Genomic DNA, 15701 nt, shown 5'->3' on the forward strand with positions numbered 1-15701 from the left:
ACCTATCCCTTTCACTTACAGTTCTACAATTATAACTGAAATATTATCCTTACCGCCATTCTCATTCGCTCTGTCAATAAGCATTCTCGCTGCATCTTCTATATCGGAATTGTTCCTTACAATGCTTAATATCTCTGCATCTTCAAGCATATTAGTAAGACCATCAGAACACATAAGAACCTTACTGTTTTCTTTAAGATCAATTGAAAACATCTCTGGTTCGACTTGTTCCTCTCCTCCGATTGCCCTTGTTATGACATTCTTTCTGGCATGTGTTCTTGCCTCGCTTTTACTTAACTTTCCTGCAAGAACCATCTCTTCAACAAGTGAATGATCTCTTGTTATCTGAGTTATATCATTGTCATCTATTACATATAATCTGCTGTCTCCTACATTAGCAACTCTTAATACATTATCAAATATGGTTGCGATAACAAGCGTTGTTCCCATACCATAGTAATCCTCTGATTCAGATGCCTTCTGTAAAAGCAGACCATTAACCATCTTAACCGAATCATTAATAATGGATATCGCATCTTTTCCCTGTGACTGTTCAATAAGAGTTTTAATAGTTTCAACTGTAAAACGTGAAGCTGTATCACCAGCTTTATGACCGCCCATTCCATCTGCTACAATAAACAGATTAGGCAGGCATCCAACCCTGTCAACAGATGTATATATATAATCCTGATTAACGGCACGCGTCTTGCCTATATCAGTAATCGCCGTTGCTTTCATCAACATCCTCCATATACTTATTCCTTAACTGTCCACAGGCACCATCAATATCTCTGCCCATTTCCCTTCTAATTGTAACATTTATTCCGTTCTTTTCAAGTTTATTTTTAAATGCGTACACTTCATCCTTACCAGTCTGCTTATAATCACGCTCCTTGATAGGATTAACAGGTATAAGATTAATATGGCAGTTCATGCCCTTAACAAGTTCAATCAGCTGCTTTGCACATTCCATTGAATCATTGACACCTTTAACAAGACTGTATTCAAATGAGATTCTTCTGCCTGTACATTCTATGTAATACCTGCATACATCCATTATCTCCTCAATTGAATACTTATTAGCTATAGGCATCATTGTTTTTCTTAGTTCATCATTAGGCGCATGAAGTGAAATAGCAAGTGTAATCTGTAACTTAAGGTCAGCAAGTTCCTTTAACTTAGGTACTATTCCACATGATGATACAGTAATATTTCGCTGGCTTATATTAAGCCCCCTCTCATCATTGAGAAGTTCTATAAACTTAATAAGATTATCATAGTTATCCATTGGCTCTCCAGAACCCATAACTACAACATTGCTTACTCGCTCCCCTGTAATCTTCTGTATTCTGTATATCTGGTCAAGCATTTCAGATGGTCTTAAATCCCTGACTTTGCCGTTAAGTGTAGATGCACAGAAACGGCATCCCATACGGCATCCAACCTGTGAAGATATACATACTGAATTACCATGATGATATTTCATGAGTACACTTTCAACATAATTACCATCCGATAATCTGAACAGATATTTTTCTGTTCCGTCAAGCTTTGAATGCTGTACCCTGACAGGCTCTAAGCATACATATTCTGATGTTTCCTTTAACTTCTGTCTTAATGCATTAGAAAGGTTGGTACATTCATCAAAGCTGTCTGCCAGCTTTTCATGCATCCACTGATATAGCTGCGAAGCCCTGAACTTCTTTTCACCAAGTCCAGCCATATATGTTACAAGTTCGTCATAATTAAGTGACTTAATATCTGTCATGTCTATTCTCTCCTAAGTTTTGCAACAAAGAACCCATCTGTTCCGCCATTCTTTCCCGGCAGAATCTGTCTGTATTCTATCTTCTTAAAGCCATATTCTTTACATAACCAGTCAGCATTGGCTTCATTCTCTTCTGAATTAATTGTACATGTACTGTACATCATTATACCACCCTGCTTAACATATGCCTGTACAACAGAAAGTATGCTCTGCTGAAGCTCTTTTAATGAAACAAGCTTGTCCTCTGTTATATTATATCTGATATCAGGCTTTCTTCCCATAACACCGAGTCCTGAGCATGGAAGGTCTGCTATAACAACATCTGCCTTCTCTCTCATAGATTCATCCATTACGAGTGCATCTTTTACCTGAACTTCTATATTATTAAGTCCTAGCCTTGATATATTTTCTTCAATAAGTCCTGCCTTATAATCTGATACATCCCTTGAATATACTTTACCATCAGTGCCAACACTTATTGCAGCATTAACACTCTTGCCTCCTGGTGCTGCGCACACATCAATTACTGTGTCCCCAGCCTTAAATCCAGTCATATATCCTGCTGTCATGGAGCTTATATCCTGTATCTGGTACAGACCATCCCTGAAACTCTTAAGTCCGGCTATATAATCATAGTCCTTAATCTCTAAAGCATATGGTATACCTTCAACATCCGCCACAGATACATTTTCCTGTGAAAGAATCCTCTTTATCTCTTCAACCGGCGCCTTTGCTGTATTACATCTTACATAAGTCTTTTTTTCCTGCTTAAAGCCTGCAAGAATTTTCTCAGTCTTATCAATACCTAACTGACTATGCCACATTTTAACTATCCATAATGGCATTGAGTATTTTACAGAAAGGTACTGTTCAATATCCTTATTCCTGTCAGGATATGTAATATTGTCTTTATTTCTTGCAATGTTTCTTAAGACTCCGTTCACAAAGCCCTTAAGTCCTGTGAATCCACGTTTTGTAGCCAGCTTTACAGCCTCATTGCACACTGCTGAATCCGGAATATTATCCATATATATTATCTGGTATACAGACATTTCACATATATTTCTTATAAGTGGTTTCATCTTTCTTACAGGAGTCTTTGAAAACTGGTCTATTATATAGTCAAGTTCAATTCTGTTCTCAATCGTTCCTAGTGATAATCTGCTTATAAATGCTCTCTTATTCTTATCAAGATACTGGTACTTTGTCAGTGCATTATTAATGAGAAGGTGTGAAAATTCACCCTTCTCATTGATTTCCATAAGTATATCCAGTACAACTGCCCTTAAATTCACCGAATCAGTCACGGCGTCTTCCTCCAAATAAATAAATCAGTCTTAAAAGCTGTAAAATTGCTGTGGCTGCTGCCGCAACATATGTCATGGCTGCTGCTGAAAGCACTTTTCTTGCCTGTCTGTTCTCATCTCCATATAGGAATCCTTCTGATTCAAGAAGCTGTAATGCTCTTGCCGAAGCATTAAACTCAACCGGTAATGTTACAAGCTGGAAAAGTACTGCCAGACTGAACATAAGAATACCAATATCTATAAGTATATTAGTTGAGCCAAATATAAGTCCAAGCACAATAAGTATCCATGATACCTGCGAACCGACACTGGCTAACGGAAAAAGTGCTGTTCTGAAGCTTAAAGGACCATATCCGTAAGCATGCTGTATTGCATGTCCTGTTTCATGGGCTGCAACTCCGATAGCAGCAACAGATGTTGAATTATAAACAGAATCTGACAGGTTAAGTGTCTTATTTCTTGGATTATAATTATCTGTCAGGCTTCCTGATACTCTCTGAATAGATACATCGTATATTCCCTGGCTTCTTAAAAGCTGCTCTGCGACCATTGCGCCTGTCATTCCTTTTGAAGATGACACCCTGGAATACTTGTTAAATGTGCTTTTTACCTTTACCTGTGCTATCAGTGCAATAACGCATGATATTATTATCAGAATGTACATTGGATCATAGTAATATCCATATCCATAATAACCATATAAAGCTACCATAATACCTCTTTTCTGAACCATTTAAGATTCTGCTTATTCTCCTAACATTACACCTGCTTCTAACTGGTTGCCTCTTAAGAACGAACCGCTGTCCATTCTCTTCTTACCTTCTAACTGAACCTCATTAACAACTAAATACCCCTGTCCACAGGCTATTGTAAATGTGTTCTTTCCTACCGTAACAACCTGTCCCGGCTTAACTTCTTCTGTCTGTACTTCACTGATATTATCTGCAACATCTGCATCCCATATCTTTAACATTTTACCGTCTATATAAGTAAATGCACTAGGCCATGGATTAAGTCCTCTTATAAGTCTTTCAAGTTCAGCTGCACTCTTATTGAAATCCATCTTACCAAATGACTTATGAAGCATTTTTACATAAGTGCTTTCTGAATCATCCTGCTTAACAGGAGTAATAGTTCCAGCTTCAAGTCCTTCAAGTGTCTTAACCAAAAGATGCGCACCGACATCACTTAATCTGTCAAAAAGACTTCCGCCCGTCTCTTTAGCATCAAGCTTCACCTTCTCAACCATCAGGATATCTCCTGTATCAAGGCCTTCATCCATCTTCATGGTTGTAACACCTGAATACTCACAGCCATCAATAACTGCCCACTGGATTGGCGATGCACCTCTGTACTTAGGAAGAAGTGATGCATGAACATTGATACAGCCGTATCTTGGCATGTTAATAATACTTGCCGGCAGTAACTGTCCAAATGCAACGACAACAATTACATCTGCATTATATGTTCTTAATTCTTCTACAAATGCTTCATCTCTTGCTCTCTCCGGCTGTAACACTGTGATTCCATGCGCCACAGCTTCCTCCTTAACTGGAGAGAAAACAAGTGATTTGCTTCTTCCCCTTGGCTTATCAGGCTGTGTAACAACTGCTACCACATCATGTCCTGCTTCGATTATTGCTTTAAGTGTCCCTACAGCAAAATCGGGTGTACCCATAAATACTACTCGCATTCTGTTCCCCTTTTCATTAATTATTCTTCTTCAATGTCATCTGTAGATAGAAGTTCTCCTTCTACTTTATCAACATACATTATACCATCAAGATGGTCAATCTCATGAAGAAGGCATCTTGCAAGAAGCTCCTCTCCTTCTACTATAATCTCTTCCATATTCTCATTAAGAGCCTTAACCTTGGCATAATTAGGTCTTGTAACCTCACCTGTCTTTCCAGGTACACTTAGGCATCCTTCAAGCCCTGTCTGACTTCCTCTTGTCTCTAATACAACAGGATTGATAAGAACAATAGGATCATCTCCACAGTCAATAACAACAAGTCTCTTTCTGATTCCAACCTGAGGTGCTGCAAGACCTACACCGTTAGCTTCATACATTGTATCAAACATATCATCAATAAGCTCTTCAATTCTTGGTGTCATCTCTGTAATCTCTTTTGCCTTGGCTCTTAGTATATCATCTCCAAGTGTTCTAATATTTCTTATTGCCATATATTCCTCCTCGCAATCATCCATTAATATCGTATTGTACATTAATATTCTTAAAAGCCTGATTTCCAACAATATTAACATCAAGCTTTTCATGTATACTGTTAAGAACTTCCCTGTCTTTATGTTTTACATAGATTATCTTACTATACACATCTTTAATCTTATATATAGGTGCATCTGCCGGACCTATACACATAAGTCCTTTATACTTGCAGTTGTTATCCACAAATGCTTTAACCCACGCTGCACTCTTTGTCAATAACATCTCATCTGGTGAAGATAACATAATCTTCATAAGATTATCCGCCGGCGGATATCCACACAGCTTTCTGTAAGCAATTTCCTGCTCATAGAAAGCATTATAATCCTGATTAGCCGCACTAACAATACTAAAATGCTCCGGCGTATAAGTCTGTATAACTACATTTCCGCTTTTTTCTGCTCTTCCTGCCCTTCCAGCCGCCTGTGTAAGAAGCTGGAAAGTTCTCTCAGAAGCCCTGTAATCACTGGAATAAAGTGACATGTCTGCCGCAAGCACTCCCATAAGCGTTACATTTGGAAAATCATGTCCTTTAACAATCATCTGAGTTCCAATAAGAATATCCGCATTACCATTGGCGAATTCTGACAGAATCTTTTCATGTCCATCCTTGCCTCTTGTAGTGTCCATATCCATTCTTAGCACTCTTGCCTGTGGAAATGTTTTCTTAACCTGTGCTTCAACACCTTCTGTTCCTGCCCTGAAGCCCGAAACATATCTTGAACCGCATGAAGGACATACAGTTATCTTAGGTGTTGTATATCCGCAGTAATGACACATCAGCCTTCCATCAGCATGCTCCGTAAGTGAAACATCACAGTGCGGGCATTTCATAACCTTTCCGCATGAACGGCATGATATAAAGCCAGCCACGCCTCTCTTATTAAGGAAAAGCATTATCTGCTCATGCTTTGCAAGTCTGTCACTCATCAGTTCTCTTAACCTGTTGCTGAATATCGTCCTGTTTCCAAGCCTTAATTCTTCTCTCAGATCAACAATATCAACTGCTGGAAGTCCTCCGCTTCCCGCCCGGCTGTCAAGTGTAATAAGCTGTATATGTCCATTCATTGCCGCATAGTAGCTTTCCATTGAAGGAGTCGCAGAACCAAGTATCACTGAAGCGCCTGCTTCCTTTGCAATATGGCATGCAACCTCTCTTGCATGATATCTTGGAACAGTCTCTGACTTATAAGCTCCTTCATGCTCTTCATCTATTACTATAAGGCCTATATTTGAAAATGGTGTGAACAACGCCGAACGCGGTCCAATCATTACACTTATATCACCTCTCTGTGCCCGCAGAAACTGGTCATACCGCTCTCCCTTTGACATACGGGAATTCATAATAGATACCTTATCCCCGAATCTGTGGTAAAACCTCTGCACAGTCTGAAATGTAAGTGCAATCTCCGGTATAAGCACAATTGCCTGTCTTCCATGATTAAGGACATGCTCAATTGTCTCAAGATACACCTCAGTCTTTCCGCTCCCTGTAACACCATGAAGCAGATATGTCTTATAATCACCATTATCATAGTCAGCTATTATTGTATCCACAGCGTTTTTCTGCTGCTTGTTAAGTTCGATATGCTTTCTTTCTCCCAAAACATTCCTTACAGGATTCCTATACATATCTTCTGACCTGACTTCGGCAATCCCCATATCTTCAAACGCCTTGACCGTCTGTGCCGTGATATTAAGCTTGGATTTAATAATGCTTTCATCTATTACAGGTTCCTTAATCAGTGCCTCTAACAATCTGTATCTTGCTTTTGCATTTTTCTTTGCAAATGTATCAAGATACTTCTGCGCCTGTGCTACGTCAATAATAAGATTAACCGAGTGTTTTTCCTTCTGTTTAACCTTATCCTTTACAGGAATAACCGTCTTAATTGCCTGATTCATGGTACAACCATAATTGTGCTTCAGCCACGCCGCAAGCTTTAACATTCTGCTTACTGCAGTGACCTTTCCCTCAGTAATTCCTGTAATATATTTTATCTTTTCAACAGGATATGCCGCCTTGTCTCCCAAGCCTACAACATACCCTGTTATCTGCCTGTTTCCTGCTCCAAATGGAATATCAACTGACATTCCCAGTTCAATTACATCCACCAATTCATCCGGAACTGCATACTGGAATGTCTTATCAAGCTGTTCATGTGAAATGTCTATTATTACATCTGCGTACATTAATTACCCTTCAATTCTTCAAGCACTTCTTTGATAAGCACCCTCTCATCCATAGGATACTTCACACCCTTAATCTCCTGATAATCCTCATGACCTTTACCCGCAAGAACAATAATATCACCCGGTTCGCCATGTTCTATCGCATACTTAATAGCTTCTTTTCTGTCTGTAATATCAACATGCTTTCCGGTAGTCTTAACAATTCCAGTCTTGATATCTTCTATAATTGCCTCCGGCTCTTCAAATCTTGGATTATCTGATGTGATAATAGTAAGGTCAGCAAGTTTTCCTGAAACCTCGCCCATCTCATATCTTCTTTCCTTGGAGCGGTTACCACCACATCCAAACAGGCATACAAGTCTGTGAGGGTGATATTCCTTAAGAGTTGTAAGTATACTCTCTAAAGCCATTGCATTATGAGCATAATCTATCATTAATGTAAAATCATCCGAAACCTTTACAAGCTCAATTCTTCCCTTAACCCTAACATGCTTAAGAGTTTCCTTAAGTGCCTCTTCGTCAACATCGAAATGCCTTGTAATTGCTATTGCACATAATGAATTGTATACAGAAAACTTACCCGGAAGATTAAGTTCAACCTTCATATTAACAAGTCCTGTACAGTCATATGTAAGACCAATTTTACCCGGTTCATGTAAAAGTTCAATATTTTCAGCCTTAATATCAGCATTATCTCCGATACCATAGCTTTCAACCTTACATATAGCTCCCCTAAGGATATCCTGGGTATGCTTATCATCAGCATTAACGATACCAACCTTGCACTGCTTGAATAACTTTGCCTTACAGTTAAGGTAATCCTCAAATGACTCATGCTCATTAGGTCCGATATGGTCGGGCTCAAGATTAGTAAACACTCCTATATCGAACATAATACCTGCTGTTCTGTCAAGCTTAAGTCCCTGCGAAGACACCTCCATAACAACTGCCTTACAGCCAGCGTCTACCATCTTTGCAAATGACTGGTGAATCTCTATTGATTCAGGTGTTGTATTATGTGCCGGAATCGCTTTATCCCCGATAATAGTCTCAATTGTTCCAATAAGTCCAGTCTTAATACCGCATGCCTCAAGCACATTTTTAACCATATAAGTGGTTGTTGTCTTTCCCTTAGTTCCTGTTATTCCTATTGTAAACAGCTTCTTATCAGGATTGCCATATATTGCTGCCGACATAAGTGCAAGCGCAAGCCTTGTGTTATCCGTGCTAACAACTGCTGCCTTGCAATCCTTAGCTTCGTACTCGCCATCAAGAACAACAATTACAGATGCCTTATCCTTAATCTGGTCAATATATTTATGTCCATCACTCACAGCACCCTTAATGCATACAAATGCATATCCATCCTGCATTTTTCTTGAATCAGATGTAATTCCTGTCACTTGCGACTCAGTACTGCCGCATACAACACTGTACCTGAAATCTGCAGTTTCATTTTCTGAACATATTTTTAATATCTCTGAAAGCTTCATACATTAGTCTCCTTATTTTATAGTATATATTACTTACATTACTGCTGCTTTAGAAGTGTTTCAAACTCTTCCATTGTCATCTCAACCTTTCTTGGTTTAGTTCCAAGCTCCGGTCCTACTACCTTTGCACCAGCAAGCTGGTCCATAATTCGTCCTGCCCTGTTAAAGCCAATCTTAAAATGTCTCTGCAGACTTCCTATTGAGCCTTTTTCATTCTCAATAACAAATCTTCCTGCATCAGCAAAAAGTGAATCTCTCTCATCATCGCCTTTACTGCTGCCAGGCATGCTCTCCTGACTTACAGTAGCCTGTGCAATACTCTCATCATAAGATACTTCCTCTGCATTCTCCTTAAGGAAAGATACAACATTTTCAACCTCTTCATCAGATACGAATGCGCCCTGAACACGCAGCGGCTTTGGAAGATTAGATGGGAAGTAGAGCATATCTCCCTTTCCAAGTAGCTTCTCAGCACCATTCATATCAATGATAACTCTTGAATCAATTCCCGAAGATACTGCAAATGCTATCTTAGACGGAATATTTGCCTTGATAAGTCCTGTTACTACATTAACAGAAGGTCTCTGCGTTGCTATAACCATATGTATTCCGGCTGCTCTAGCAAGCTGAGCCAGACGGCATATTGCATCTTCGACCTCACCCGGTGCAACCATCATAAGATCAGCAAGCTCATCTATAATAATGACAATCTGTGGAAGCTTCTCCATTGGAGGGTCTATGCCCTCCTTATTCTTCTTGACAACAACATCATTATATCCCTTTATATTACGAACCTGCATTGCCGCGAACTTCTTATATCTGTCTGTCATCTCATTAACAGCCCAGTTAAGCGCCCCCGCAGCCTTCTTAGGATCCGTTACAACCGGTAATAACAGATGTGGTATTCCATTATATACACTTAGCTCAACAACCTTAGGGTCAACCATTATAAGTCTTACATCTTCTGGCTTTGCCTTATAAAGAATACTCATAATAATTGTGTTGATACATACTGATTTACCTGAACCTGTTGCTCCGGCAATAAGCATATGCGGCATCTTCGCAATATCCGCAATAATAGTCTTTCCTGCAATATCCTTACCAACTCCGAATGATATTGCTGACTGGCTTTCCTTGAATTCTTTAGACTCAACCAGTTCCCTGAAATATACACTTCCGGCTTCCTTATTAGGAACTTCAATACCTATAGCTGCCTTGCCCGGAATTGGTGCTTCAATTCTTATGTCGGCGGCTGCCAGATTAAGCTTGATATCATCTGATAAAGAAACAATCTTGCTTACCTTGACACCCTGTTCCGGCTGTAACTCATATCTTGTAACTGTAGGTCCGCAGCTTATATCAGTTATAGTAACTTTAACACCGAAAGTAAGCAGTGTCTCCTGTAATCTCTGTGCAATTACTCTGTATTCAGACTTTCCACCAGACGCTGCACCTGGATTTCTCTTTAATAAGCTTACCGGTGGGAACTTGTATGCTTTCTTAGGTTTATTCACAGGCTTGACCTGTACTTCAGTCTTCTGCTCATCACTTAACTGTTCACTGCCCTGCTGCCCATTATTCTGGTTCACACTATTTTCTCTGTATTCTTCATTAGTCACATCATTTTCATATATATTATCATTATCTGATACATAATCATTATCATATGATGCAGTATTATCCTCTGGCATGTTTCCGGCCACTTCATCATCAACCATATAATCATCTGGCTGTATCTGCTGCATATGAGACTCATAGTCAGCATACACTGGCTCATCAGCCACATTTCCTGCTGCACCTGCATTACTATCACAATCATAAGCAAGCTCAAATGCATCTTCATCAGGCTCATAGATATCCTGTGTATACTGGTCATTACGTTCAGTATCAACATGAATTTCATGTATATCAATATCCTGTGCCAGTTCTTCATCCGTTCCTGTTATAAGAGTATCAGATGTTACTCCACGGACAACATTATTCATACGTGCATTGGCAAGATATTCTTCTCTTGCTTTCTTTTCCGCAAGCTGCTTTTCTTTCTTTTCAATCTTCTTAAGCCTTGCCTTGGCACGCTCTTCTTCCCTTAACCTGCGGTATTCATCATCAGACATGTCATTCTGTCTGCCTGCTGAATGTTCTTTGTATGCTGAATAATCCTCTCTTGCTTCCTGCATAATGCGCTGGCTGCCGTTTCCAACCTTCTTAAGCCCGGATATAAAAGACCTCTCCGTAATTATAACCAGACATATTATTGCAAGTATCATAAGTATTACGAATGTTCCAATTGAACCTATAGGGCTAAGTACCTTGCATAGCAATCCGCCAAAAAATCCGCCCCCGGCTTTATAATCAGCACAATATGTAAATATACTTCCTAATCCATTATCTGCAATATCCGGTTTATTATATAAACACTGAATCATTGCACATAATACAACAAACAATCCATATCCTGCTGCCGTCTTAATTCTCGCGACACGAAGCAGTTCTCTGTTTACCATAAGAAAGATTATGCTTACTGCAAGAATTACAGGAAATATGTATTCCATAACTCCAAATAAGCCAAACATAAGCCATTTAATTCCTCTTCCCAATGTTCCTGCAATATTAAAATTACTCAATACCATTATTATTGCACAGGCAATTGAAAAAAGAATAATACAATCATTCTTCAACTGGTCAGCCTGTGTCTGGACAATTTTCTTAGTCTGTTTCTTTCTCCCCTGAGCAGTCGTCTTTTTCCCTTGAGTATTAGTTTTTCTGCTTTGACTGGTATTCTTTCTACCATTATTGCTGGCTGTTTTTGCCATAAACCTTCACTCCTTCATATATTCATCACGCATCATGATATTATACCATTTATCTAATCTCAAGGCAAATAAATGTGCATTCTCCAAAACACAGAAAAAGCGGAATACACACATAACTGTGCATATCCCGCCTGTCATACATATGTATTTAATTACTCATCAAATATACTTACAATCTCGCCTTCCATAATCTTGTTCATATTCTTTACTGCACAGAAATTACCACACATAGAACATGTATCTTCCTTCTCAGGCTTAGATGAAGCTCTGTAAGCTCTTGCCTTCTCAGGGTCAATCGCAACGTCAAACATTGCTTCCCAGTCAAGGACCTTTCTTGCCTTGTCCATCTTATAATCCCAGTCCATTGCACCCGGTACGCCCTTTGCAATATCAGCCGCATGTGCTGCAATCTTAGAAGCAATAATTCCTTCCTTAACATCATTAAGATCTGGTAATCTTAAATGTTCTGCAGGTGTTACATAGCACAGGAATGAAGCTCCGTAAGTAGCGGCGATAGCTCCACCAATTGCTGCTGTAATGTGATCATATCCTGGAGCTATATCAGTAACAAGAGGTCCTAATACATAGAAAGGTGCTCCCTTGCATATTGTCTGCTGAATCTCCATATTAGCCTTAATCTGGTTAAGAGGCATATGTCCTGGTCCTTCAACCATAACCTGGACATCCTTCTCCCATGCTCTTCTTGTAAGCTCGCCAAGTGTAACAAGTTCTTCAATCTGTGAGATATCTGATGCATCCATAATACATCCCGGTCTGCACGCATCTCCAAGACTCATTGTAACATCATATTCTCGGCATATCTCAAGCACTCTGTCATAATATTCAAAGAACGGATTCTCATTTCCTGTCATCTCCATCCATGCATATATGATAGAACCGCCTCTTGATACAATATTCATAAGTCTCTTATCTGCTCTGAACTTCTTAGCTGTAGCCTTGTTGATACCACAGTGTATAGTCATGAAATCAACGCCGTCTTTAGCATGCATTTCTACAACATCAAGCCACTCCTGTGCAGTGATATCCTTAAGTGCCTTATGATAATATACAACTGCATCATATATAGGAACTGTTCCAATTGTTGCCGGACATTCTGATGTCAGCTTTCTTCTGAACTTCTGTGTATCTCCGAAAGAAGAAAGATCCATGATAGCTTCCGCACCCATCTTTACAGCGTTATTAACCTTGTCAAGCTCCATATCAAGATCCACGCAGTCTCTTGAAGTTCCAAGATTAACATTAATCTTAGTTCTTAACTTATTTCCGATACCATTAGGGTCAAGACATTTATGATTCTTATTGGCAGGAATGATAACCTGTCCCTTAGCTATAAGCTGTCTTAAACTCTCGACATCTATATTTTCTTTCTTTGCAACAATTTCCATTTCTTTAGTAACAATGCCTTTTCTTGCAGCATCCATCTGTGTTGCGTATTCCATATGTATTCCTCCATTCTGGGTAATTAACAGGAAAAATCATAAGCCTTGTGGAAATTCGATATTGAAACAATCAAATGAAGAGCTAAAAAGCCCTTTTAAGAATCCCTACGGTGGCATTATCCACATCAGGTTATGGGTCGGAACTTAATCCCTCTCAGCAGCCACTGCTTACACAGCCCTTATGCTCCCCTGCAAATATAATATGTGATAAGTATAACAAATGTGTTGTATTTGTCAATCATTCTTATTCTCATATTGACTCTGTTCGCAGCTCATACGCACAGACAGCCGCACATAAGTGCGGCTGTCCATTGCTGTTTATTAATCTTCATCATCAGAAGCTGCTTCTGCAAAGCCCTGACGCTTTCTTGCCATCTCATCACTTGCAAGATACTCATCGTATGTTGTTATCTTATCAATAAGCTGTCCGCTTGGAACAATTTCCATAATACGGTTAGCAGTTGTCTGGATGAACTGGTGATCGTGTGATGTAAATAATGTAACACCAGGGAACTTAATAAGTCCATTATTAAGAGCTGTGATTGACTCCATATCAAGGTGGTTAGTAGGATCATCAAATACTAATACATTAGCTCCACATATCATCATCTTAGAGATAAGACATCTTACCTTCTCTCCTCCTGATAACACCTTAACCTTCTTAACACCGTCATCTCCGGCAAAAAGCATTCTTCCAAGGAATCCTCTTACATAAGTAGGATCCGGATCTGGTGAATACTGTGTAAGCCATTCAACGATAGTATCTTCTCTGTTAAACTCTGCAGCACTGTCCTTAGGGAAATAAGCCTGTGAAGTTGTAACACCCCATTTGTAGCTTCCCTCATCAGGTTCCATGTTGCCTGTAATAATATTGAAAAGAGTAGTTGTTGCAAGCTCATTAGAACCAACAAATGCTATCTTATCATCATGGTTTACGATAAATGATACATTATCAAGTACCTTAACACCATCAATAGTCTTAGAAATTCCTTCTACTGTAAGTACTTCATTACCAATCTCTCTTGCTGGTCTGAAATCAATATATGGATACTTTCTGCTTGATGGCTTAATCTCGTCTAATTCAATCTTCTCAAGAGCTCTCTTTCTTGAAGTAGCCTGCTTAGACTTAGAAGCATTGGCAGAGAATCTCTGGATAAAGTCCTGTAATTCCTTAATCTTTTCTTCCTTCTTCTTATTAGCTTCCTTCATCTGCTTGATAATGAGCTGACTTGACTCATACCAGAAATCATAATTACCTGCATAGAGCTGAATCTTCGCATAATCAATATCTGCAATCTGTGTACATACTTTATTAAGGAAATATCTGTCATGCGATACAACAATAACAGTATTCTCAAAATTAATAAGGAATTCTTCTAACCATGCAATCGCATCAAGATCAAGGTGGTTAGTAGGCTCATCTAAAAGCAGAATATCAGGATTACCAAATAAAGCCTTTGCAAGAAGAACTTTCACCTTCTCACTACCGTTAAGCTCAGCCATTGTCTTATAATGAAGATCTGTTCCAATTCCAAGTCCGTTAAGAAGCTGTGCAGCATCTGATTCAGCCTCCCAGCCATTCATATCTGCAAACTCAGCCTCAAGCTCACTTGCCTTGTTACCATCTTCCTCTGTAAAATCTTCCTTGGCATATATAGCTTCTTTCTCTTTCATAATCTGGTAAAGTCTGTCATTACCCATGATTACTGTATCAAGAACATTATATTCATCATACTTGAAGTGATCCTGCTCTAAGAAAGATAATCTCTGACCCGGTGTGATTGAAACATCGCCCTTGCTAGGTTCTATCTGTCCTGTAAGAATTTTTAAAAATGTTGACTTTCCGGCACCATTCGCACCAATAAGTCCATAACAGTTACCTTCTGTGAACTTAATGTTAACATCTTCAAAAAGAGCCTTCTTACCGATTCTAAGTGTTACGTTGTTAGCACTAATCATTAATAATCTCCTCCAAAAAATACGCATAACAGATAATAATCTATTATAAAAATAATCATACAAAGTTGATTATAGAGATTCTGGCACATAAATGCAAGCAAATATTAATAAAAAGCTATCCTGCTGACCTCAGGACCAGTAATCCATCTGTACCTTTCCGGTATAACCGTACCATTCTGAATCATTGCGACTATGTTTATATGTCCCTTTTCTTTAAGGCTCCGTAAGATATCCATATAATAAAGTACATTAATATCCGTCATATAACTTTCTGACATAACAATAAGCACATTCTTATATTCTCCTATAAAAGCCTCTTCCTCCTCTCTTGAAAAACCGTTCATATCCTTTCGCATAATACTCCAGAAATCTTCCAGACAGTTACCCATTGACAAGAAATAACGTTCAAATCTGATACATTCTGTATCTTTCTTGCCAAACAAATTAAATACTAACATTGTCCCCCAATCATGATTATTAT

General features: G+C 39.0%; 12 protein-coding genes and 1 riboswitch. All 12 genes read right to left on the reverse strand.

Annotated features, from left to right (window positions below):
* Positions 1-15: 15 nt before the first annotated feature.
* Complete coding sequence (locus tag GKE48_RS02625; protein WP_022097804.1) at positions 16-738, reverse strand: Stp1/IreP family PP2C-type Ser/Thr phosphatase; 723 nt, start codon at positions 736-738, stop codon at positions 16-18.
* Entirely contained in the window at positions 716-1768 is a 1053-nt protein-coding gene (rlmN, locus tag GKE48_RS02630) for a dual-specificity RNA methyltransferase RlmN (protein WP_022097803.1), read from the reverse strand. The genes GKE48_RS02625 and rlmN overlap by 23 nt, the downstream gene beginning before the upstream one ends.
* Positions 1769-1770: 2 nt before the next feature.
* Entirely contained in the window at positions 1771-3075 is a 1305-nt protein-coding gene (gene rsmB / locus GKE48_RS02635) for a 16S rRNA (cytosine(967)-C(5))-methyltransferase RsmB (RefSeq protein ID WP_195615915.1), read from the reverse strand.
* Positions 3068-3808: a zinc metallopeptidase gene (locus tag GKE48_RS02640; RefSeq protein WP_118264973.1), complete on the reverse strand. Its 741-nt coding sequence runs from the start codon at positions 3806-3808 to the stop codon at positions 3068-3070. Before GKE48_RS02640 ends, rsmB begins: the two co-directional genes overlap by 8 nt.
* A gap of 12 nt (positions 3809-3820) precedes the next feature.
* Complete coding sequence (fmt, locus tag GKE48_RS02645) at positions 3821-4768, reverse strand: methionyl-tRNA formyltransferase (protein ID WP_154300387.1); 948 nt, start codon at positions 4766-4768, stop codon at positions 3821-3823.
* Positions 4769-4788: 20 nt separating this feature from the next.
* Positions 4789-5262, reverse strand: a complete 474-nt coding sequence (gene def / locus GKE48_RS02650) for a peptide deformylase (protein ID WP_055286140.1) — start codon at positions 5260-5262, stop codon at positions 4789-4791.
* A gap of 16 nt (positions 5263-5278) precedes the next feature.
* Positions 5279-7495 (reverse strand): replication restart helicase PriA, encoded by a 2217-nt coding sequence (gene priA / locus GKE48_RS02655; protein WP_154300388.1) that lies wholly within the window; start codon positions 7493-7495, stop codon positions 5279-5281.
* Positions 7495-8988, reverse strand: a complete 1494-nt coding sequence (locus tag GKE48_RS02660; protein ID WP_154300389.1) for a UDP-N-acetylmuramoyl-L-alanyl-D-glutamate--2,6-diaminopimelate ligase — start codon at positions 8986-8988, stop codon at positions 7495-7497. Before GKE48_RS02660 ends, priA begins: the two co-directional genes overlap by 1 nt.
* 38 nt (positions 8989-9026) lie before the next feature.
* Positions 9027-11801 carry a DNA translocase FtsK gene (locus GKE48_RS02665; RefSeq protein WP_154300390.1) on the reverse strand — a complete coding sequence of 925 codons (2775 nt, stop codon included), beginning with the start codon at positions 11799-11801 and terminating at the stop codon, positions 9027-9029.
* Between the two features lie 152 nt (positions 11802-11953).
* Entirely contained in the window at positions 11954-13261 is a 1308-nt protein-coding gene (gene thiC, locus GKE48_RS02670) for a phosphomethylpyrimidine synthase ThiC (protein WP_055215630.1), read from the reverse strand.
* 84 nt (positions 13262-13345) lie between these two features.
* Positions 13346-13462: riboswitch (TPP riboswitch) on the reverse strand.
* Positions 13463-13582: 120 nt separating this feature from the next.
* Entirely contained in the window at positions 13583-15220 is a 1638-nt protein-coding gene (locus tag GKE48_RS02675; protein ID WP_012738954.1) for an ABC-F family ATP-binding cassette domain-containing protein, read from the reverse strand.
* Between the two features lie 104 nt (positions 15221-15324).
* Entirely contained in the window at positions 15325-15678 is a 354-nt protein-coding gene (locus tag GKE48_RS02680) for a hypothetical protein (RefSeq protein WP_055215631.1), read from the reverse strand.
* Positions 15679-15701 lie beyond the last annotated feature (23 nt).

The organism is Lachnospira eligens (assembly GCF_009680455.1).
GTDB lineage: Bacteria > Bacillota > Clostridia > Lachnospirales > Lachnospiraceae > Lachnospira > Lachnospira eligens_A.

Excerpts from the sequence above, each read along its gene's own strand:
- GKE48_RS02625 (WP_022097804.1), bottom strand. The coding sequence starts at position 738 with ATGAAAGCAACGGCGATTACTGATATAGGCAAGACGCGTGCCGTTAAT.
- rlmN (WP_022097803.1), bottom strand. The coding sequence starts at position 1,768 with ATGACAGATATTAAGTCACTTAATTATGACGAACTTGTAACATATATG.
- GKE48_RS02640 (WP_118264973.1), bottom strand. The coding sequence starts at position 3,808 with ATGGTTCAGAAAAGAGGTATTATGGTAGCTTTATATGGTTATTATGGA.
- fmt (WP_154300387.1), bottom strand. The coding sequence starts at position 4,768 with ATGCGAGTAGTATTTATGGGTACACCCGATTTTGCTGTAGGGACACTT.
- def (WP_055286140.1), bottom strand. The coding sequence starts at position 5,262 with ATGGCAATAAGAAATATTAGAACACTTGGAGATGATATACTAAGAGCC.
- priA (WP_154300388.1), bottom strand. The coding sequence starts at position 7,495 with ATGTACGCAGATGTAATAATAGACATTTCACATGAACAGCTTGATAAG.
- GKE48_RS02660 (WP_154300389.1), bottom strand. The coding sequence starts at position 8,988 with ATGAAGCTTTCAGAGATATTAAAAATATGTTCAGAAAATGAAACTGCA.
- GKE48_RS02665 (WP_154300390.1), bottom strand. The coding sequence starts at position 11,801 with ATGGCAAAAACAGCCAGCAATAATGGTAGAAAGAATACCAGTCAAAGC.
- thiC (WP_055215630.1), bottom strand. The coding sequence starts at position 13,261 with ATGGAATACGCAACACAGATGGATGCTGCAAGAAAAGGCATTGTTACT.
- GKE48_RS02675 (WP_012738954.1), bottom strand. The coding sequence starts at position 15,220 with ATGATTAGTGCTAACAACGTAACACTTAGAATCGGTAAGAAGGCTCTT.
- GKE48_RS02680 (WP_055215631.1), bottom strand. The coding sequence starts at position 15,678 with ATGTTAGTATTTAATTTGTTTGGCAAGAAAGATACAGAATGTATCAGA.